Source organism: Paraburkholderia sp. PREW-6R, from assembly GCF_039621805.1.
Classification (GTDB): Bacteria; Pseudomonadota; Gammaproteobacteria; order Burkholderiales; family Burkholderiaceae; genus Paraburkholderia.
This window is the reverse complement of sequence record NZ_CP155073.1, coordinates 2,990,257-3,011,218: the sequence shown is the minus strand read 5'-3', so window position 1 is coordinate 3,011,218 and position 20,962 is coordinate 2,990,257. Positions and strand designations below refer to the sequence as shown.

The following is a 20,962-nucleotide window of genomic DNA, read 5'->3' as shown; positions in this document are numbered from 1 at the left end:
AAACTCCTGATCGCCGCCGATGAAGCCAATCCGCTACACCATCGTTCCCAGACAACCCGCCGCCCACCTGTTCGAAATCACCGTCACCGTCGCTGATCCTGATCCGGCCGGTCAGCGTTTCATGCTGCCGGTGTGGATTCCGGGCAGCTACATGGTGCGCGAATTCGCGCGCAACATCGTCACGCTGCGCGCGTTCAACGACGCGGGCCGCAAGGTCCGTGTGGAAAAGACCGACAAGCACACCTGGCAGGCCGCGCCGGTGAAAGGCGCGCTGACGCTGCGCTACGAGGTGTACGCGTGGGACCTGTCGGTGCGCGCCGCGCATCTGGACGACACCACCGGCTTTTTCAACGGCACCAGCGTGTTTCTTTCGCCGCTCGGTCACGAGGAAGCGCAGTGCGTGGTGGACATCCAGAAGCCGGCAGGCGCGGCGTATCGCAACTGGCGCGTCGCCACGGCGCTGCCGGAAGCACGCGGCACGAAGCGCTACGGCTTCGGCGAATATCGCGCGCAGAACTATGACGAGTTGATCGATCATCCCGTGACGCTGGGTGAATTTGCGCTTGCCACGTTCAAGGCGCATGGCGTGCCGCATGACGTCGTGATCGCCGGGCGCGTGATCGGTCTCGACATGGCGCGCCTGTCCGCCGACCTGAAGCGCATTTGCGAAGCGCAGATCGCGATGTTCGAGCCGAAAACGAAGAAAGCGCCAATGGATCGCTACGTGTTCATGACGCAAGCCGTCACCGACGGTTACGGCGGACTCGAACACCGCGCGTCGACCGCGCTCATCTGCAATCGCGGCGATCTGCCCGTGGAGGGCCGCGACGCAATGTCGGAAGGCTACCGCACGTATCTCGGACTGTGCAGCCATGAGTACTTTCACACCTGGAACGTGAAGCGGATCAAGCCGGCGGTGTTCGCACCGTACGATCTCAGCGTCGAAAACTACACGTCGCTGCTGTGGCTGTTCGAGGGCTTCACGTCGTACTACGACGACCTGATGCTCGTGCGCACCGGCCTGATTTCGCAGGACGAGTATTTCGGGTTGCTCGGCAAGGTGATCGGCGGCGTACAGCGGGGCAGTGGGCGGCTGAAGCAGACCGTCGCCGAAAGCTCGTTCGACGCGTGGGTCAAATACTATCGCCAGGACGAAAACGCGCCGAACGCGATCGTCAGCTATTACACGAAGGGCTCGCTCGTCGCGCTCGCCTTCGATCTGACGATCCGCGCGCAGACCGGCAACCGCAGATCGCTCGATGACGTGATGCGCCTGCTGTGGCAGCGCTTTGGCCGCGACTTCTATCGTGGCAAGCCGGTCGGTGTCAGTGAAAGCGAGATCGAGGCGATCTTCGTGGAAGCGACCGGCGCGAACCTGAGCGAACTGTTCGCCGAAGCTGTGCATGGCACGCGCGATCTGCCGCTCGAGTCCCTGCTGGCGCCGTTCGGCATCACGCTCACGCCGGAGGTCGACAAGAGCGGCAAGCCGTCGCTCGGTGCGCGCGTGCGCGGCGGCGCGGACTGCACGCTGGCGGCGGTGCACGAGGGCAGCGCTGCACAGAAGGCCGGTCTGTCGGCGGGCGACGTACTGATCGCGATTGACGGCCTGCGCGTCACCGGCGCGAATCTCGACGGCCTGTTGTCGCGCTACTTGCCGGGCGCGAAAGTAGAAGTGCACGCGTTCCGCCGCGACGAATTGCGCGCCACCGAAGTCAGGCTGGACGGTCCCGAGGTGTCCCGCTACAAGCTCGCGGTGACCGACAAGCGGCCGGCGTCGCGCAAGGCGCGGGACCGCTGGCTGACGAACTGACCGTCATTGGGCCATGACCGATTGACGAGTCCGGGCGGCGGACTGTTCTACCTGTGCAACGATCCGTCGCCGCTGGATGGCTTTTTCGTCAGTCGGTAAAAAATCACAATGGCTCCACTTGCGCAACACTGCGCGCCCCTACTGGAGTCAACCATGACCACGATCCTGCAAATCAACTCGGCAGCCCGCTCACAAGGTGCGAACTCGACGCTGCTCCTCAACGAGCTGACCGCAAAACTGCAACAATCGAATCCGGGCGCGCAAGTCGTCGTCCGCAATTTGCAAGCTGAGCCGTTGCCGCATCTGGACGACGCCGTTCTCGGCGCGTTCTTCACGCCGGCTGACCAGCGCACGCCGCAACAGTCCGCGATCGCCGCGCGCAGCGAAGCGCTGATCGCCGAGTTGCAAGCCGCCGACATCGTCGTGATCGGCGCGCCGATGTACAACTTCGGTATTTCGTCGCAACTGAAAACGTACTTCGACTTCATCGCTCGCGCTGGCATTACGTTCCAGTACACGGCGAACGGTCCGGAAGGTCTTGTCAAAGGCAAGAAGGTCTACGTCGTGTCGGCACGCGGCGGCAAGTACCTCGGCACCCCGAACGACAGCCAGACACCGTATCTGACCAGCTTCCTCGGTTTTCTCGGGATGACCGACGTGACGTTCATCTATGCCGAAGGTTTGAACATGGGCCCGGACGCTGCGGGCGCAGCGCTGGCCGCGGCTCGCGAAGCGATCGCTGCGGTATAAGCGCACTTTGCGTGCTTCGCCGCCGGCCTGCCGCGCGCGATGTCACGCAAGCATTTTCGCTTCGTCGGGCAGGCGCCAGTCGATCGGTTCGCGGCCCTGTTTGACGAGGTAGTCATTTGCCTTCGCGAAGTGTCCGCAGCCGAGAAAGCCGCGATGCGCGGACAGCGGCGACGGATGCGGCGCTTCCAGCACGTAATGCGATTTGCCGCCGAGCAGCGCGCGTTTGGCCTGTGCATGCGCGCCCCATAGCATGAACACGAGGCCGTCGTGCTTGATCGCCAACTCGTGAATCAGCGTATCGGTGCATTTTTCCCAACCGCGTTTTGCGTGACTCGCTGCCGAGTCGCGTTCGACGGTCAGCACCGTGTTCAACAGCAGCACGCCTTGCCTCGCCCACGAATCCAGGCAGCCATGCCCCGGCGGCTCATGACCGAGACTCGCGGCAATTTCCTTGAAGATGTTGCGCAGTGACGGCGGCGGGCGCACATGCGGCGCGACAGAAAACGCGAGTCCATGTGCTTGTGGCGTGCCGCGATCTTCGCCGTGATACGGATCCTGGCCGAGGATGACCACTTTCACGTCGTCGGGGCTTGTCAGCCGAAGCGCGCGGAAAACGTCGGCGGGATACACGGTTTTGCCCACCGCGCGTTCACCGTCGACAAAATCGCACAACGAGCGATACGCGTCGCTGCCAATGAACGGCTTCAGATGCACGCGCCATGCCGCAGGGAGAGCGGCAAACTGGGCTTCGAGAGTGGGCGGCGCGTCGGCGCGTGCGCTCACTTTGTCTGTTGATGATGGTTGCTGCGTGGTAGAGGCGGTGTTTGCGTCGTCACCGAACAACGAGGCTTGCGACGAGATGGGATGGGCGCGGGTACGAGAAGCGGATGTCATGGCGAGGAAGTGTCTCAGCAAACGTGTCGCGGCTCAAGGGGCCGCGTCGGGTGAAACTTGCAGGGGGCGCGGCGGATTGTCATGGCGCCACCGCGTCCCCGCGACGCTTCACCCCTTGCGCAGCTGATAGCCGCGCTGCGCCTTGCTGACATTATCCGGTGCGAGGCCGCGGATTGCGTTGCCGAGTTCCGCCGCGAGCGTATGAAGCGCAGCCTCGTCGCCGGACTTCAACTCGAGTTCGATTTCCAGAATCGGAGCACGACGCTTTTCACCGTCGACGTCGGCAACGACGTCGCCCCGATCGATCGCAGCCTCGATCGTGGAGCCGTCGACATTCACATTCCACAGCGTGCGCGTGAAGTTCGTGCGGAACAGTTCGATCAGTTCCGGCGCTGCTTGCCGCACCGCGTCCGCAGCCGACGCTTCGTCGCACGCATTCAACAGCGCGTCGATCTCCAGCTCTTCGCCGGCGACGGGCATCTCCCATTCGTGGCGACTGTGCAAACCGTCTTTCGCATCACCGACGGTCTTGTAGGTCTGCAGCCAGCCTTCCGGTGCATGCCTCAGACGCAGCGCGCTTTTCGAGTGAGCCAGCGCGAGCTGTGGCGTATCGAAATAGATATTCTTCAACTCGATCGCGCGGCCTGGTGTGCCCGCACGTGCGCCGAACCATTGCGTTGCCGCTTCCACCTGGTCAGGCGGCAACGTCAGCTTGATTTCGCGTTCCATGCCCATGATCTGCTCCGCTAGCCGGGTGCGTGGTCAGAAAAACATACGCGCAAGCTCTACGCCTGGATCTTCGGCACGCATGAAGGCTTCGCCGACGAGGAACGTATGCACGTCCATCGCCCGCAACCGTTCGACATCGACGCGCGACAGGATGCCGGACTCCGTCACCACGATGCGATCGTCGGGAATCAGTTCGAGCATGCCGATGGTCGTCTCGATCGACGTGTCGAACGTGCGCAGATTGCGATTGTTGATCCCGATCAGCGGTGTGCTCAGCGTGAGCGCTTCCATTAACTCGTCCCGGTCGTGCACTTCAACCAGCACGGCCAGCCCGAGCGAATGCGCGAGCGCTTCGAGATCCTGCATTTGCGATGTTTCGAGCGCGGCGGCGATCAGCAGGATCGCGTCGGCGCCCATCGCGCGGGCTTCGACGATCTGATACGGATCGACGATAAAGTCTTTGCGCAGCACCGGCAGACTGCACGCGGCGCGTGCTTCCTGTAGATACGCGACGCTGCCCTTGAAGAACTGCACGTCGGTCAGCACGGACAGGCAGGCCGCGCCATGCTTTTCATACGACCGCGCGATCTCGGCCGGAACGAAGTGTTCGCGCAACACGCCTTTCGACGGGCTCGCTTTCTTCACTTCGGAAATCACGGCGGCAAGTCCCGCCGAATGCTTCGCGCGCAACGCGCCGACGAAGTCGCGAATATTGCGCGACGACGCTTCGAGCCGCAACTCTTCGAGCGGCGCGCTCTGTTCGGCGGCGCGGACTTCTTCGCGTTTGACCGCGATGATGCGGTCCAGAATGTCGCTCATAACGTTCTCGCTACGTAATTACTGCGTGTATTGCTGGGTGAAGCGAATGAGTTCTTCAACCTTCGCGCGAGCCTTGCCGCTCGCGATCGCCTCGCGCGCCAGCACGATGCCGTCCGCGATGGATGAAGCCACGTTTGCCGAATACAGCGCCGTGCCCGCGTTCAGCGTGACGATTTCACGCGCGACGCCCGGTTTGTTGTCGAGTGCTTCGAGCAACATGGCTTTGGACTCGGAAGCGTCCGCCACTTTCAGCGTGCGGTTCGACACCATCTGCATGCCGAAGTCTTCCGGATGGATTTCGTATTCGAGGATCTGGCCGTCGCGCAATTCGCCGACCTGCGTAGCCGCGCCGAGCGAGACTTCGTCCATGCCGTCCATTCCGTACACCACCAGCACGTGATTGGCGCCGAGGCGTTGCATCACCCGCACCTGAATGCCGACGAGGTCAGCATGGAACACGCCCATCAGCTGATTCGGCGCGCCAGCCGGATTGGTGAGCGGCCCGAGAATGTTGAAGATGGTCCGCACGCCCAGTTCCCGACGCACCGGCGCGATGTTTTTCATGGCCGGATGGTGATTCGGCGCGAACATGAAACCCATGCCCGTTTCCGCAATCGATTCCGCCACCTGTTCCGGCTGCAGGTCGATTTTCACGCCGAGTGCTTCGAGCACGTCCGCGCTGCCCGACTTGCTCGATACGCCGCGCCCGCCATGTTTCGCTACTTTCGCGCCGGCGGCCGCCGAAACGAACATGGTGGCCGTGGAGATGTTGAACGTCTGCGAACCGTCGCCGCCCGTGCCGACGATATCGACAAAATTCGAGTTGTCCTGCACTTCGACGTGGCGGGCGAATTCACGCATCACCGTGGCGGCTGCGGTGATTTCGCCGATGGTCTCTTTTTTCACGCGCAGGCCGGTAATGATCGCCGCCGCCATCACGGGCGAAAGTTCGCCGCGCATGATGAGCCGCATCAGATGCAGCATTTCATCGTGGAATATCTCGCGGTGCTCGATGGTCCGTTGCAGCGCTTCGTGAGGCGTGATCGTCATGATGTCGTCTCGTTTCATCGGGCGGCGCGGTGGGAAGGGCTGGCCTTCGACTGTTTCACGAAGTTTTCGAGCAGCGCGTGGCCGTGTTCGGACAGAATCGCTTCCGGGTGAAATTGCACGCCTTCCACCGCGAGCTCCTTGTGGCGCACGCCCATGATCTCGCCGTCGTCGGTCCATGCGGACACTTCCAGACAGTCGGGCAGCGACTCGCGCTCGATGGCGAGCGAGTGGTAGCGCGTCACCGAAAAGTGTTTCGGCAGGTCGGAGAACACGCCTTTGCAGTCGGTTTCGATCGTGCTGACCTTGCCGTGCATGATGGTTTGCGCGCGCACTACGCGCCCGCCGAAGGCCTCGCCGATAGCCTGATGGCCCAGGCAGACGCCGAGAATCGGCGTTTTGCCGGCGAATTCGCGCAACACGTCGAGCGTGATGCCCGCATGTTGCGGATTGCTCGGGCCGGGCGACAGGCAGATACGCTCGGGGTTGAGCTTCGCGATGTCGTCCAGCGTGATTTCGTCGTTACGGTAGGTGCGCACGTCTTCGCCGAGTTCGCCGAAGTATTGCACCAGGTTGTAGGTGAACGAGTCGTAATTGTCGATCATGAGCAGCATGGTGTTCTCCGGTCAGAAGTCGCTATCGAGGCCGTCCTGCACCTGTTCGGCGGCGCGCAATACCGCACGCGCCTTGTTCTCGGTCTCCTGCCATTCGGACTCCGGCACCGAATCGGCGACGACACCGGCTGCCGCCTGCACATACAGATTGCCGTTCGCGATTACGCCGGTGCGGATCGTGATCGCCAGATCCATTTCGCCGGTGAACGACAGGTAGCCGACCGCCCCGCCGTAGAGGCCGCGCTTCACGGGTTCGAGTTCGTCGATCAGTTCCATTGCGCGCACTTTCGGCGCGCCCGACAGCGTGCCGGCCGGGAACGTGGCGCGCAGCACGTCGAAATTGGTGGTGCCCGGCTTCAATTTGCCTTCGACCGAACTCACGATGTGCTGCACGTGCGAGTATTTTTCGATCACCATTTTATCGGTGACGACTACCGAGCCAATCTGCGCGATGCGGCCCACGTCGTTGCGCGCGAGGTCGATCAGCATCACGTGTTCGGCGATTTCCTTCGGATCGTTCAGCAGTTCGGTCGCGAGTTCGGCGTCGCGTTCCGGCGTATTGCCGCGCGGACGGGTACCCGCGAGTGGACGGATCGTGACGATCCGATCTTCGCCACGCTTTTCCTGGCGCACCAGAATTTCCGGCGACGCCCCCACCACGTGAAAGTCGCCGAAATTGTAGTAGTACATATACGGCGACGGATTGAGCGAGCGCAGCGCGCGATACAGCGACAGCGGATTGTCACGATACGGCTTCGTCAGACGCTGGCCGACCTGCACCTGCATGAGTTCGCCGGCCGCGATGTATTCCTTTGCCTTGCGCACCGCGGCCAGGTAATCGTCTTTCGCGAACTCGCGATACGTTTCCGTGCGTACGCTTGCCGACGTGACGGGCGGCTGGACGGTCGCGCGCAACCGCTGACGCAGTTCGCGCAGACGCTGTCTCGCTTTCGTGTAGGCCTCCGGCTGCGTTGGATCGGCGTAGACCACGAGATAGAGCTTGCCGGCGAGGTTGTCGATCACCGCCACTTCTTCGGTGAGCAGCAACTGGATGTCGGGCAAGTTCAGATCGTCTTTCGGGGTGGTGTCGGCGAGTTTTTTCTCGATGTAACGCACAGCGTCATAGCTGAAATAGCCGGCCAGACCGCCCGCAAAACGCGGCAATCCGGGACGTTGCGCAACCTTGAAACGACCCTGGAATTGCTGGATGAACTCGAGCGGATCGCCCTCGTGCGTCTCGACGACCTTGCCGTCGCGCACCACTTCCGACACCGCATTGCGTGTGCGGATCAACGTCCGCGCCGGCAAGCCGATGAACGAGTAGCGCCCGAAACGTTCGCCGCCCACTACCGATTCCAGCAGGAAAGAGTTGGCGCCGTTGCGCTCCGGTTGCGCGAGCTTGAGGTACAGCGAGAGCGGCGTTTCGAGGTCCGCGAGTGCTTCGGCGATGAGCGGAATGCGGTTGAAACCCTCGTTGGCGAGGGACTGGAATTCGAGTTCGGTCATGTTCCGATCCTGTTCGTAGGTCCGGCGGCAGCGTGCGCCGGACAAAGCGGGGCATGGCGCGGCCGGTCAGGCGTTCGATCGACGTTCGACAGTTCGACGGTTCGAAACGATGATGATAACCGGCGCGAGTTTCCCATCGACGCGTGCAGCGGGTGTCAGCGTTCAGTCAGTACCTTTTGGGTAAAGGAAGGCCGAATAAACCAGTGCAGCGAAACCAGGTGAGGGGAAACACGCGTGAGCGCAGCGAAGTAAAAAACGGTTGCCGAAGACGAGCTTCAGCGTACCTCAGGCGAGGTTAGCGCGACCAGCGACGCCAGGGCCAGGCTCCCCGGTCGATGCTAATCAGACTCCGTTTTTTATTCAGAAACATGAGGATGAAGGACTGTTCAAGTCGTGGAATGATGCGCTGCGATCGCCTTCGCGGCGTCGAGCAGCGAGGCAACTATACCATCGGATTTTATCGTTTGTATAGCTTGCCCGTGGTTGTAGCCGTAGGGCACGGTGAGCGTCGCCATGCCTGCAGCGCGGCCCGCCAGCGCGTCGTTTTCCGAATCGCCGATAGCAACCGTGGCCTGCGGATCAACGCCCAATTGCGCAGCCGCGGTAAGCATCGGCAATGGGTCCGGCTTCTTTTTCGGCAGACTGTCGCCGCCGAGCACGACGCTGAAATATGGCGCCAGCCCATACTGTTCGAGCAGCTCGACTGCGAACCGGTGCGGCTTGTTGGTCACGCAGGCGAGTTTGATGCCGGCGTCTCGCATCGCGCGCAGGCCGGCTTCGACCTCCGGATACAGGCGCGTGTGCAGACCATTGATCTTCGCGTATTCCGCCTGATAAATGGCGAGCGCTTCGTCGAAACGGTCTTGCGCATGCTCGGCTTCGAAACGCGGCGCGAGCACGCTGCGGATCAGGTGCTCCGAACCCTTGCCGACATAACCGATCACTTCTTCGCGCGTTGTCCCGCTCGCGTCGAGTTGCGCGAGCATGCCGTTCAGACCGGCGGTGAAGTCGTCGGCGGTGTCGATCATCGTGCCGTCCAGGTCGATGATCGCGGCTTGCAGGCGCGGGCCGTTCAATCTCGGGGCGGGGAACGGAGTCGTCATTACGTCGTGCCGGTTCAGTGCTGGATGTGAGCGATCGCCGCGCGCATTTTCTCGATCACGGCCTTGTGATCCGGCGCACCGAAGATTGCCGAGCCGGCCACGAACGTGTCTGCGCCTGCCTCGGCAATCTCCGCGATGTTATCGACCTTGACGCCGCCATCCACTTCCAGATGAATCTCGCGACCGGTGCGGTCGCGGTACTCATTAATGCGCTTGCGCGCTTCCCGCAGTTTGACGAGCGCCTCGGGAATGAACGACTGGCCGCCAAAGCCCGGATTGACCGACATGATCAGCACGAGATCGACCTTGTCCATCACGTAATCGAGATGGCTCAGCGACGTGGCCGGGTTGAACACGAGGCCCGCCTTGCAGCCGTGATCGCGAATCAGTGACAGCGTACGGTCGATATGGTCCGAGCCTTCCGGATGAAAGCTGATGATGTTCGCGCCGGCCTTCGCGAAGTCCGGCACGATACGGTCCACCGGTCGCACCATCAGATGCACGTCGATCGGCACGTCCACATGCGGGCGGATCGCCTCGCACACGAGGGGCCCGATCGTCAGATTGGGCACGTAGTGGTTGTCCATCACGTCGAAATGAATCCAGTCGGCGCCGGCAGCGACGACGTTGCGGATTTCTTCGCCGAGGCGGGAGAAGTCGGCGGACAGGATGCTGGGCGAAATGCGGAATTGCGTCATGGCGGGGGCGGGTGCGAGCGGGGAAAGCGTTATTTTACCGGTTTGTACGATTTCGAACCGGCCGGCCGGGCGTGCAAAGCCGCCGCCACGGCGGACGTCGAATGTTGCAAAAACGTCCTGAAAGGCCGTGGCCGAAGGGATTTGTCGGGTTGCGGGGCCGCCCTGCATGACGCAGAATGCCAAACCATCAGTGCTGCGTCGCCGGTGAGCTCGGTGACTGGCTGCGCCCCGGCTTTCGCCGGCTTTCGTAGGTTTTCACAGCCCGTTCACCAGACCGGAACCAGGATGAGCCAGTATGAATTCAGCGTCTCGGCGCAGGTGCAGTTCCTGCCCGAAGAGTCGGACCCGGAGCGCCGCCAGTATGCGTTCGCCTACACGCTGACCATCCGCAACACCGGTCAGGTGCCCGCACAACTGATCGCGCGTCACTGGGTGATCACCGACAGTGAAAAGAATGTGCAGGAAGTGAAGGGGCTGGGCGTGGTTGGCCACCAGCCGCTGCTGAAACCCGGCGAGCAATTCGAGTACACGAGTTGGGCGGTGATTGCGACACCCGTTGGCACGATGCGCGGAGAGTATTTCTGCGTGGCGGAGGACGGCGAACGATTCGATGCGCCGGTGCCTGAATTCATTTTGCGCATGCCGCGCACGCTGCATTGAACTGGACGCGCCGGGTGCGGTCATTAGACAGTTTAATGTTGACGCTCAAGCGCCCGGCGTCATAAAGGCTTCTGCTCGTTGGACGGCGTGGGCGCGTCATGACGGCTGGCGCGCGCCGCTTTCCTTTTACCGGACGACGTCCATACAACGATAAAGACCAGCAGGAAAAGCGCGAGGAGCGATTCCAGCGCGAAGATAAGCATCGGGTATTCGTCGAACAGATCAGACATGGCGGTTTCCATCAAGAACGAACATTGTATGCGCTTTATCCGCACGGCCGGAGCATGGCTCGGGGCACTTTCGGTAGCGGTGATGCTGGCGTCCTGCGGAGGCGGCGGCGCGATCCGGTCTTCCGCTTCACCCCCGACTGGCGCCGCGATCATCCCCGGCCAGATTGCATCGACACGGCTCACGGCCGTGGCCTGGCAGCAGGTGCCGGGCTGGCAGGACGACTCGCTGATCGGCGCAACCGCCGCGTTGCGGCAAAACTGCGTGCGGCTGGCGCGTCAGGCGAACTGGGCGCGGGCCTGTGCGGCGGCCGCGCAGATCGACGATCTGGACGTGACCAGTGCGCGGGCCTTTTTCGAAGCCTACTTCACGCCATTTCAGCTAGCCAACACAGATGGCACGCTCGACGGACTCGTCACAGGGTATTACGAGCCTTTGCTGCGAGGTTCGCGCACGCGGCATGGCGTGTATCAGACGGCGCTTTATCGCTGGCCGTCCGGCTATCGCCCGGGCGAGGCAATGCCGGCGCGGGCGCAACTCGAGCGCGCTGGCGCGCTGAACGGCAATGAAATTGTGTGGGTCGACGATCCGATCGAAGCGTTTTTCCTCCAGGTGCAGGGATCGGGCCGTATCGTGATGGAAGACGGCAGCGTGCTGCGGCTGGGTTTCGGCGGCACGAACAATCAGCCGTACAAGTCGATTGGACGTTGGCTGCTGGATCGTGGCGAACTGACCCCGGCGCAGGCGACCATGCAGGGCATCAAGGCTTGGGCGCGGGCGAATCCCAATCGCGTCAACGCACTGCTCGATACCAATCCGCGCTTTGTTTTCTTCCGCGAGATGCCGTCCGCGGAAAGTGCGCCGGGCGGCGGCGCGGATGGCCCGATCGGCGCGCTGGGCGTGCCGCTCACACCGGAGAGGTCGATCGCGGTCGATCCGACTTCCATTCCGCTCGGCACGCCAGTTTTCTTGCAGACAACGCGTCCTCTGACCAATTCGCCGATGAATCGGCTGGTGTTCGCGCAGGACACGGGGTCGGCGATCAAGGGCGGCGTGCGCGCGGACTATTTCTGGGGCTTGGGCGATGAAGCCGGCGACCTCGCCGGCAAGATGAAGCAGGGCGGCAGGATGTGGCTGCTGCTGCCGAATTCCTGAGTCCTTGGGTGCCGGGCAGAGACTTCGGCGAGTCGCGGCCGCGTGCTTCGTTCAAGGCGTGAGAAGGCCGGCGGCCGCCGCTGCCGTCTGACCTGGCTCAGGTCAGGCGAAGCTCGGGCCGCCGCATCGACTCAAAGACCCGAAGTGCGCTTATCCACCACTCGCCGCGCCTTTCCTACCGAACGCTCAATCCCGTTCACGCCAAGCACATTGACCACTGCGCTTACACCAATCAGTGCCTTGATGTCGTAACTCAATGCCTGCTTTGCCGTGGTCAGCGCGACGGAGTCCGGCGCCGTCTCCGGGCACGGCTCGACGTTCAGCGTCAATACATCCAGCGGACCTTCCTTCGTCAGCACGATCTGGTAGTGAGGCGCGAGTGCGTGCTGTTTGAGCAGCAACTCTTCGATCTGAGTGGGAAAAACATTGACGCCGCGCACGATCATCATGTCGTCGGAACGGCCGGTGATCTTTTCCATTCGACGCATCGTGCGAGCGCTGCCCGGCAGCAGACGCGTCAGATCACGCGTGCGGTAGCGGATGATCGGCAGCGCCTCTTTCGTGAGCGACGTGAACACCAGTTCGCCGAGTTCACCATCCGGCAGCACTTCGCCAGTTTCCGGGTCGATGATCTCCGGATAGAAATGGTCCTCCCAGATCGTCGGGCCGTCTTTGGTTTCCACACACTCGGACGCGACGCCCGGGCCCATCACCTCGGACAGACCGTAGATGTCGACCGCATCGATGCCCATGCGCTTTTCTATTGCCTGACGCATGTCGTTGGTCCACGGCTCCGCGCCGAAGATGCCGATGCGCAGCGAACAGTGGGTCGGATCGACGCCCTGGCGCTCGAGCTCGTCGGCGATCGAGAGCATGTAACTCGGCGTGACCATGATGATGTCGGGACGAAAATCCTGAATCAGTTGCACCTGCTTTTCAGTCTGGCCGCCGCCGAACGGTATCACCGTGAGACCGGCGCGCTCGGCGCCGTAGTGCGCGCCGAGGCCGCCCGTGAACAAACCGTAGCCATAGCTTATGTGAACCTTGTCGCCGCGCCTCGCTCCGGCTGCGCGCACTGACCGCGCGACGAGATTGGCCCACGTGTCGATATCACGCGCGGTGTAGCCGACCACGGTCGGCTTGCCGGTCGTGCCGGACGAAGCGTGAATTCGTGAAATCTGATCTTGCGGAACGGCAAACATCCCGAACGGATAGTTGTCGCGCAGATCCGTTTTGGTCGTGAACGGAAAGCGCGCCAGATCTGCGAGTGTTTTGACTTCACTCGGATGCACGCCGGCTTCGTCGAATTTGCGCCGATAAACTGGCGAGTTTTCGTACGCATGGTTCAACGACCATTTCAGCCGTTCAAGTTGAAGTGCGGCGAGTTCGTCGCGGCTGGCGGTCTCGATCGGATCGAGCGGAAGGCTGGTGGTCATTGAAAGTCTCCTTGCTGCCTCAATGCTTGGGTCTGATGTGTGAAGCGTGTGCGTGCCGAAATCGCGGACTGTCGTTATCGGCTAGCGTATTGGTGCGGCTGCTGCAGGCAGCGGCCACGGCGCTGTCCATCCGGCGTGCCGCCGCGCCTGAGCTGCGCCTTAGCCGCGTCGCGGACTAATCGCCGGTTGGAATCAGATTGCCTTTGATCTGTGCCGACTTGCCGCGAAACATGGCAACCGGTTCGCCAGCGCGGTTGGTGACGCGAATATCGTAAATGCCCGTGCGGCCGCTCAGTGTCTGTTCGATCGCTTCCGCGGTCAGCACTTCGCCGCCTGGCACCGGGCGCAGGAATTCGATCGAGCATCCGGCTGCGACCGTATTGATGTTGTACGTGTTGCACGCGAAGGCAAACGCCGAGTCGGCAAGCGTAAACATCAGACCGCCGTGACAGATCTGGTGACCATTCAGGAAATCGGCGCGCACCGCCATCCGAAGGCGCGCGTAGCCCGCGCGCACCTCGACGATTTCGATGCCAAGCGCTTTCGTGCACGCGTCGTTTTCATACATCGCTGCAGCCGTGGCGCGCGCGAGTTCGTCCGGCGTCATCTGGCTGGCCGTTTTGCCGGCGAGTTCGGGTTGACTGGACATATCAACGACCTTCGAAGCGCGGCGCGCGCTTTCCGACGAACGCTTGCACGCCTTCCGCGTAGTCATGCGAAGCGCCGAGGTCACGTTGCAGATCGCGCTCGAGATCGAGTTGCTGCTCGAGCGTTTGCGTAACACTGGCGCGCATCGCTTTCTTGATTGCCGCAATTGCGCGCGTCGGCTGTTGTGCAAGGCCGGCTGCGAAGGTGGCAACAGTAGCGGCAAGATCCGCGTCATCCACGACCTGCCAGATCAGGCCCCAGCTTTCGGCCTTCTCTGCGCCGAGCTTGTCACCGGTCATGGCAAGGCCCAAAGCGCGAGCCATACCGACGCGTTGAGGCAGGAACCACGTACCTCCGGAGTCGGGCACGAGGCCAATTTTCACGAAAGCCTGTATGAAACTCGCCGAGCGTGCGGCAAACACGAGGTCGCATGCAAGCGCGAGATTGGCGCCCGCGCCCGCCGCGGTGCCGTTCACGGCGGCGATCACCGGCAACGGCATAGATTGAAGGCGACGAATCAACGGGTTGAAATAGGCCTCGATCAGCTCGCCCAGGTCGGTCATCGCGCCTGGCGTAAAGTCGAGATCGGCGAGATCCTGTCCTGCGCAAAAGCCTCGGCCGGCGCCGGTCAGCACGAGCGCACGGGCGCCGGACGAGTCGACCTGATCGAGCGCCGCGCTCAACTCCTCGTGCATGGCTCGCGTGAAGCTGTTGAGCTTGTCCGGCCGGTTCAGCGTGATGGTGGCGACGTGGCTCGATGCGTCGATGTCCACGCGGATCGCTTCAAATGACATTGGGTGTCTCCTCAAAGTCTCATCTGGCTGGTGATAGTCTTGCGGCGCAATACTCAGACGCGTTCGATCACCAACGCGATGCCCTGGCCGACGCCGATACACATCGTGCAAAGCGCGAAGCGGCCGTTGATGCGTTCCAGTTGGTGCAAGGCGGTGGTGATGAGCCGCGCGCCCGAGGCGCCAAGCGGATGGCCCAAGGCGATCGCTCCACCGTTCGGATTGACGCGTGGATCGTCGTCACGCAAACCGAGGGTGCGCAAGACGGCAAGCCCCTGCGACGCAAACGCTTCGTTGAGTTCGATCACGTCGAACTGTTCGAGCGACATGCCTAGTTGCCTCAACAGCTTTTGCGTGGCCGGCGCAGGTCCGATGCCCATGATGCGCGGCTCGACGCCCGCCGTGGCCATGCCGACCACGCGCGCCCGGCGACGCAGACCGTACTGGTCGGCCGCCTGCTGGTTCGCAAGCAGAAGGGCGCACGCGCCGTCATTCACGCCGGACGCGTTGCCCGCGGTCACGCTGCCGTCTGGGCGAACTACGCCTTTCAGCTTGCCGAGACTTTCGAGCGACGTTTCGCGCGGATGTTCGTCGAGCGTGACGCGAACCGGGTCACCTTTCTTCTGCGGAATTTCAACAGCGACAATCTCCTGAGCCAGAACGCCGTCACGCTGCGCGCGCGCCGCTTTTTGCTGGCTTGCCATCGCGAACGCGTCCTGATCGGCACGGCTGACACCGAATTCAACAGCGACGTTCTCAGCGGTTTCGGGCATCGAGTCGACGCCGTACTGACGTTTCATCAGCGGGTTGATGAAGCGCCAGCCAATCGTGGTGTCGTAAATGTCGGCCTGACGGGCGAATGCGCTAGCAGCCTTACCCATCACGAACGGCGCGCGCGTCATGCTCTCGACGCCGCCAGCAATCATCAGCCGCGCTTCGCCCGCCTTGATCGCACGCGCGGCAGTGCCCACGGCATCCATGCCCGAGCCGCACAGGCGGTTGAGGGTGGCGCCCGGCGCGTCGGTGGGCAGACCGGCCAGCAGCGCGGACATACGCGCGACGTTGCGATTGTCTTCGCCCGCCTGATTGGCGCAACCGTAAATGATGTCGTCCAGCGCCTTCCAGTCGACGCCCGGGTTGCGTTCAATCAGTGCCTTGATCGGCACGGCGCCGAGGTCGTCCGCGCGAACGTCTTTCAGGGCGCCGCCATAGCGGCCGAACGGGGTGCGAATCGCGTCGCAGATAAAAGCGTCGGTCATTTCAATTCCGTCAGGACGGATCGGCGTGAGGTGCCGATCCGATGTCTCATGTTAGTTGTCGCGCAAAGCGCGGTCCATTCGGCCAAACGTCATAGGACGAACGCCGTGCTTTCGTCTTATGCCATTCAGCCAGCTACCGCCGGCGCCGCTTTCGGTTCAACATGAACGCGGCTTTGAACGACGCGGAAACGGTTCGCGACAAAGGCGGCGTCGGCGAGCGCGGCATTCGCTGCCGGATTCGCGCCCGTGCCGTGGAAGTCCGAAAACGCCGCCGACTGATTCACGAACACGCCATCGGTAAGGTTGATCGACAGTGCTACGCCGCCCTGAATCGAGGCCTCGTGCGCCTCTTCGAGCACGGCTTCGTCGGTGCTGTAGACCGACAGCGTCAGCGCGCCGTGTTCAGCCGCGGTCGCGCCCGCCAGTTCGAGGGACTGCGCCGTGGAATCCGTCGCGATCACGAACGAGATCGGGCCGAACCATTCCTTGGTGATCTGCTCGCCGTCTTTGCCGGCGTCCAGCTTGAGGACGAGCGGGGTGCGCACGCGGGCTTCCGCAAAGACAGGGTGGGTGAGCGTCTGGCTTTCGGCGAGAACGTTGCCAAGCTTCGCGGCTTCGTCGATTCTCTGGGTGACGCCTTCGTTCTGGATCGCGCCAAGCAGTTCGACGGCACGCGCCGGGTCGGCCACCAGTTTTTGCACGGCGCCGCCAATGGCCTGAGCGACTTCGTCAAAGCTCAAGGTGCCCTCGGCCGTGCGGATGCCGTTGCGCGGCACATAGATATTTTGCGGCGCGGTGCACATCTGGCCGGAGTAGAGCGCGAGCGAGAAAGCGATGTTGCGGGCGACGGCTTTCATGTCGTCGACCGAGTCGATCACGATCTGATTGACGCCGGCCTTTTCGGTATAGACCTGTGCCTGGTGCGCATTGCGCTCGAGCCATGTGCCGTTTTGCGTGCTGCCGGTAAAGTCGATCAGTTTGATCTCGGGGCGCACGGCCAGCGCCTGCACGAGAGCGCCGTCGTTCGGCTCGGTCGCGAGCAGGGTCACCACGTTCGGGTCAAAACCGGCTTCGCGCAGAACGTCGCGGGCGATCCGCACAGTCAATGCCAGCGGGAGAATCGCGCCCGGGTGCGGCTTGACGATCACCGTGTTGCCCGTTGCCAGGTCGGCGAACAGGCCCGGATAGCCGTTCCACGTCGGGAACGTGCAGCAACCAAGCACGAGGCCGGTGCCGCGTGGCACGACGGTGTAGCGCTTATGCATCGCAAGCGGCGGGTTTTTCCCTTGCGGCTTTTCCCAGTGGGCGTCGGCGGGAATGCGACGCAACTGGTCCCATGCGTAGACCACGGCTTCCAGCGCGCGGTCCTGGGCATGCGGGCCGCCTGCCTGGAAAGCCATCATGAAAGCCTGGCCGGTGGTATGCATCACGCTGTAGCCGATTTCGAAGCTGGCGCGGTTGATCCGCGCGAGAATTTCGAGCGATACGCCGACCCACGCTTGTGGACCTGCCGCGCGCCAGTCGCGTTGTGCTTGTGCAGCAGCGGCGATCAGCGCTTCGGGATCGGCTTTCGGGTAGCGTACGCCGAGCGGAATGCCAAACGGCGAAACCTCGGCGCCGACGGTTTCGCCTGTCGTTGGTTGGTCCAGTTCGAACGTCTTGCCGAGAAGGGCTTTGAATGCGGCTTCGCCGTCTGCGTTAGCTGTTTCCCCGTACACTTTCGGACTGGGCATCTCGGCGAACGGGCTCCAGTAACCGCGGGTCTCAATTGCTGCGAGCGCCTTTGTCAGCGTGTCTTCGTGCTTGATGAATAGCGGATGTGTCATGGCGTGGGGCTTTGGCTGTACGGTGAAAAAGCCTGTCGAATAATTAACCGACCGGTTGGTTGGTGAATGTTAGCATTATTAAGATGGCTGCGCGAAGCGTTTTCGCGTGCCTACTAATCACTAGGAGGCGGCATGGCTTACGAGAACATTCTGGTCGAGACGCGCGGGCGCGTCGGTCTGATTACGCTGAACCGGCCGAAAGCGCTGAATGCGTTGAACGACGCATTGATGGACGAGTTGGGGACGGCGCTTCGCGAGTTCGACGCCGACGAGGCAATCGGCGCGATCGTCGTCACGGGCAGCGAGAAGGCTTTTGCCGCTGGCGCGGATATCGGCATGATGGCCTCTTATTCGTATATGGACGTCTATAAGGGCGACTACATTACCCGCAACTGGGAAGCGGTCCGCGCGATCCGCAAGCCGATCATTGCAGCGGTGGCCGGTTTCGCGCTGGGTGGCGGCTGCGAGTTGGCGATGATGTGCGACATCATTTTCGCCGCCGATACGGCCAAGTTCGGCCAGCCGGAAATCAAGCTTGGCATCATGCCGGGTGCGGGCGGCACGCAGCGATTGCCGCGCGCTGTGTCGAAAGCGAAAGCAATGGACATGTGCCTGACCGCGCGCTTCATGGACGCCGACGAGGCTGAACGGGCCGGGTTGGTGTCGCGGGTGATTCCGGCCGCGTCGTTGGTCGACGAAGCGCTAGCCGCAGCGGCGACCATTGCCGAATTTCCGCTTCCGGCAGTCATGATGGTCAAGGAATCGGTCAATCGAGCTTACGAAACGACGCTCGCTGAAGGAGTCCACTTCGAGCGACGCCTGTTCCACTCTCTCTTCGCCACCGAGGACCAGAAGGAAGGGATGGGCGCTTTCGTCGAGAAGCGGAAGCCGGCTTTCAAGCATCGTTAATACGCCTGTCAAAATAACGCTTGCCAGGCGGATTGGGGCTCGCTAGAATCTCGCTCTTTCGTGCTCCGGACGCCGGGGCACGGGAAGCGGGAGAGCCTTGGCTGGCGAGGCTTTCGGCGCGGTGGGCAGGTTCAGGAAGTTGCTGAAAACTGTTGACGGCGACACGGAAGTTCTTCATAATCTCGCTTCTCTGCTGCTGATGCAGCGGGCGCAGAAACGAAGCGGTGCGGGGGTGGCGAAGGTGGTCATCCGGTGCAGCGCGGTCGTGGAAGCGTAACTGATCTTTAAAAACTAACAGCCGATAAGTGTGGGCGCTTGATGCGCTGGCGCACACCGGGTCTTACGGGGCCGGGTGAAGCGAAAGTATCAGGTCTCACACAGTAATGAAAGGAAGGTTTTTCTGTCGAGAGATGGAAGGATCATTCGTCAGTACGTTGAGTGAGCGACCGGGTTCGAGAGAGCCCGAGAAACAGTAACAGGTTTGAACTGAAGAGTTTGATCCTGGCTCAGATTGAACGCTGGCGGCATGCCTTACACATGCAAGTCGAACGGCAGCACGGGGGCAACCCTGGTGGCGAGTGGCGAACGGGTGAGTAATACATCGGAACGTGTCCTGTAGTGGGGGATAGCCCGGCGAAAGCCGGATTAATACCGCATACGCTCTGCGGAGGAAAGCGGGGGATCCTTCGGGACCTCGTGCTACAGGGGCGGCCGATGGCAGATTAGCTAGTTGGTGGGGTAAAGGCCTACCAAGGCGACGATCTGTAGCTGGTCTGAGAGGACGACCAGCCACACTGGGACTGAGACACGGCCCAGACTCCTACGGGAGGCAGCAGTGGGGAATTTTGGACAATGGGCGCAAGCCTGATCCAGCAATGCCGCGTGTGTGAAGAAGGCCTTCGGGTTGTAAAGCACTTTTGTCCGGAAAGAAAACGCTGTGGTTAATACCTGTGGCGGATGACGGTACCGGAAGAATAAGCACCGGCTAACTACGTGCCAGCAGCCGCGGTAATACGTAGGGTGCAAGCGTTAATCGGAATTACTGGGCGTAAAGCGTGCGCAGGCGGTTCGCTAAGACAGATGTGAAATCCCCGGGCTTAACCTGGGAACTGCATTTGTGACTGGCGGGCTAGAGTATGGCAGAGGGGGGTAGAATTCCACGTGTAGCAGTGAAATGCGTAGAGATGTGGAGGAATACCGATGGCGAAGGCAGCCCCCTGGGCCAATACTGACGCTCATGCACGAAAGCGTGGGGAGCAAACAGGATTAGATACCCTGGTAGTCCACGCCCTAAACGATGTCAACTGGTTGTCGGGCCTTCATTGGCTTGGTAACGTAGCTAACGCGTGAAGTTGACCGCCTGGGGAGTACGGTCGCAAGATTAAAACTCAAAGGAATTGACGGGGACCCGCACAAGCGGTGGATGATGTGGATTAATTCGATGCAACGCGAAAAACCTTACCTACCCTTGACATGTATGGAAGTCTGCCGAGAGGTGGATGTGCCCGAAAGGGAGCCATAACACAGGTGCTGCATGGCTGTCGTCAGCTCGTGTCGTGAGATGTTGGGTTAAGTCCCGCAACGAGCGCAACCCTTGTCCCTAGTTGCTACGCAAGAGCACTCCAGGGAGACTGCCGGTGACAAACCGGAGGAAGGTGGGGATGACGTCAAGTCCTCATGGCCCTTATGGGTAGGGCTTCACACGTCATACAATGGTCGGAACAGAGGGTTGCCAAGCCGCGAGGTGGAGCCAATCCCAGAAAACCGATCGTAGTCCGGATCGCACTCTGCAACTCGGGTGCGTGAAGCTGGAATCGCTAGTAATCGCGGATCAGCATGCCGCGGTGAATACGTTCCCGGGTCTTGTACACACCGCCCGTCACACCATGGGAGTGGGTTTTACCAGAAGTGGCTAGTCTAACCGCAAGGAGGACGGTCACCACGGTAGGATTCATGACTGGGGTGAAGTCGTAACAAGGTAGCCGTATCGGAAGGTGCGGCTGGATCACCTCCTTTCCAGAGCTTATGCGTCAGGCGACGCACCAAGCGCTCACGCTTATCGGCTGTGAACTTTGAAGAC

General features: G+C 61.9%; 19 protein-coding genes and 1 rRNA gene. 6 read left to right on the top strand and 14 right to left on the bottom strand.

Annotated features, from left to right (window positions below):
• The first annotated feature begins 19 nt into the window (after positions 1-19).
• Positions 20-1,810 carry a PDZ domain-containing protein gene (locus AAGS40_RS13205; protein WP_345811890.1) on the top strand — a complete coding sequence of 597 codons (1,791 nt, stop codon included), beginning with the start codon at positions 20-22 and terminating at the stop codon, positions 1,808-1,810.
• Positions 1,811-1,963: 153 nt separating this feature from the next.
• Positions 1,964-2,560 (top strand): NAD(P)H-dependent oxidoreductase, encoded by a 597-nt coding sequence (locus AAGS40_RS13200; protein WP_345811889.1) that lies wholly within the window; start codon positions 1,964-1,966, stop codon positions 2,558-2,560.
• Positions 2,561-2,602: 42 nt separating this feature from the next.
• On the opposite strand, the gene AAGS40_RS13195 is transcribed toward AAGS40_RS13200, so the two are convergent.
• The 8 genes from AAGS40_RS13195 to rpe form a co-directional block, all read right to left on the bottom strand.
• The gene (locus AAGS40_RS13195) at positions 2,603-3,454 is read right to left on the bottom strand and encodes a uracil-DNA glycosylase (RefSeq protein ID WP_345811888.1); all 852 of its coding nucleotides are present in this window, start codon (positions 3,452-3,454) and stop codon (positions 2,603-2,605) included.
• A 108-nt stretch (positions 3,455-3,562) separates the two neighbouring features.
• The gene (locus AAGS40_RS13190) at positions 3,563-4,189 is read right to left on the bottom strand and encodes a CYTH domain-containing protein (RefSeq protein ID WP_345811887.1); all 627 of its coding nucleotides are present in this window, start codon (positions 4,187-4,189) and stop codon (positions 3,563-3,565) included.
• A 27-nt stretch (positions 4,190-4,216) separates the two neighbouring features.
• Positions 4,217-5,002 carry an indole-3-glycerol phosphate synthase TrpC gene (gene trpC, locus AAGS40_RS13185; protein WP_345811886.1) on the bottom strand — a complete coding sequence of 262 codons (786 nt, stop codon included), beginning with the start codon at positions 5,000-5,002 and terminating at the stop codon, positions 4,217-4,219.
• An 18-nt stretch (positions 5,003-5,020) separates the two neighbouring features.
• Positions 5,021-6,052, bottom strand: coding sequence for an anthranilate phosphoribosyltransferase (gene trpD, locus AAGS40_RS13180; protein WP_345811885.1), 1,032 nt, complete (start codon positions 6,050-6,052; stop codon positions 5,021-5,023).
• A gap of 14 nt (positions 6,053-6,066) precedes the next feature.
• Complete coding sequence (locus tag AAGS40_RS13175; protein WP_345811884.1) at positions 6,067-6,663, bottom strand: aminodeoxychorismate/anthranilate synthase component II; 597 nt, start codon at positions 6,661-6,663, stop codon at positions 6,067-6,069.
• A gap of 12 nt (positions 6,664-6,675) precedes the next feature.
• Complete coding sequence (trpE, locus tag AAGS40_RS13170) at positions 6,676-8,169, bottom strand: anthranilate synthase component I (protein ID WP_345811883.1); 1,494 nt, start codon at positions 8,167-8,169, stop codon at positions 6,676-6,678.
• A gap of 386 nt (positions 8,170-8,555) precedes the next feature.
• Positions 8,556-9,272, bottom strand: a complete 717-nt coding sequence (locus AAGS40_RS13165; RefSeq protein WP_345811881.1) for a phosphoglycolate phosphatase — start codon at positions 9,270-9,272, stop codon at positions 8,556-8,558.
• Positions 9,273-9,286: 14 nt separating this feature from the next.
• Complete coding sequence (gene rpe / locus AAGS40_RS13160) at positions 9,287-9,970, bottom strand: ribulose-phosphate 3-epimerase (protein WP_345811880.1); 684 nt, start codon at positions 9,968-9,970, stop codon at positions 9,287-9,289.
• Between the two features lie 285 nt (positions 9,971-10,255).
• Between rpe and apaG the strand changes: the two genes are divergently transcribed.
• Positions 10,256-10,630 (top strand): Co2+/Mg2+ efflux protein ApaG, encoded by a 375-nt coding sequence (gene apaG, locus AAGS40_RS13155; protein WP_345811879.1) that lies wholly within the window; start codon positions 10,256-10,258, stop codon positions 10,628-10,630.
• Positions 10,631-10,689: 59 nt separating this feature from the next.
• On the opposite strand, the gene AAGS40_RS13150 is transcribed toward apaG, so the two are convergent.
• The gene (locus AAGS40_RS13150; protein ID WP_345811878.1) at positions 10,690-10,860 is read right to left on the bottom strand and encodes a hypothetical protein; all 171 of its coding nucleotides are present in this window, start codon (positions 10,858-10,860) and stop codon (positions 10,690-10,692) included.
• Between the two features lie 28 nt (positions 10,861-10,888).
• Between AAGS40_RS13150 and AAGS40_RS13145 the strand changes: the two genes are divergently transcribed.
• Positions 10,889-12,013, top strand: coding sequence for an MltA domain-containing protein (locus AAGS40_RS13145; protein ID WP_345811877.1), 1,125 nt, complete (start codon positions 10,889-10,891; stop codon positions 12,011-12,013).
• 131 nt (positions 12,014-12,144) lie between these two features.
• Here the strand turns inward: AAGS40_RS13145 and paaK are convergent, their stop codons facing one another.
• The 5 genes from paaK to paaN form a co-directional block, all read right to left on the bottom strand.
• Complete coding sequence (paaK, locus tag AAGS40_RS13140) at positions 12,145-13,449, bottom strand: phenylacetate--CoA ligase PaaK (protein ID WP_345811876.1); 1,305 nt, start codon at positions 13,447-13,449, stop codon at positions 12,145-12,147.
• A gap of 175 nt (positions 13,450-13,624) precedes the next feature.
• The gene (paaI, locus tag AAGS40_RS13135) at positions 13,625-14,098 is read right to left on the bottom strand and encodes a hydroxyphenylacetyl-CoA thioesterase PaaI (RefSeq protein ID WP_345811875.1); all 474 of its coding nucleotides are present in this window, start codon (positions 14,096-14,098) and stop codon (positions 13,625-13,627) included.
• Position 14,099: 1 nt separating this feature from the next.
• Positions 14,100-14,891, bottom strand: a complete 792-nt coding sequence (gene paaG / locus AAGS40_RS13130; RefSeq protein ID WP_345811873.1) for a 2-(1,2-epoxy-1,2-dihydrophenyl)acetyl-CoA isomerase PaaG — start codon at positions 14,889-14,891, stop codon at positions 14,100-14,102.
• Positions 14,892-14,944: 53 nt separating this feature from the next.
• The gene (gene pcaF / locus AAGS40_RS13125) at positions 14,945-16,147 is read right to left on the bottom strand and encodes a 3-oxoadipyl-CoA thiolase (protein ID WP_345811872.1); all 1,203 of its coding nucleotides are present in this window, start codon (positions 16,145-16,147) and stop codon (positions 14,945-14,947) included.
• A gap of 125 nt (positions 16,148-16,272) precedes the next feature.
• Positions 16,273-17,973: a phenylacetic acid degradation protein PaaN gene (gene paaN, locus AAGS40_RS13120; RefSeq protein WP_345811871.1), complete on the bottom strand. Its 1,701-nt coding sequence runs from the start codon at positions 17,971-17,973 to the stop codon at positions 16,273-16,275.
• A 132-nt stretch (positions 17,974-18,105) separates the two neighbouring features.
• On the opposite strand from paaN, the gene AAGS40_RS13115 reads away from it, so the two are divergent.
• Positions 18,106-18,882: an enoyl-CoA hydratase gene (locus AAGS40_RS13115; RefSeq protein ID WP_345811870.1), complete on the top strand. Its 777-nt coding sequence runs from the start codon at positions 18,106-18,108 to the stop codon at positions 18,880-18,882.
• Positions 18,883-19,365: 483 nt separating this feature from the next.
• A 16S ribosomal RNA gene (locus AAGS40_RS13110) occupies positions 19,366-20,898 on the top strand.
• Positions 20,899-20,962: the final 64 nt, after the last annotated feature.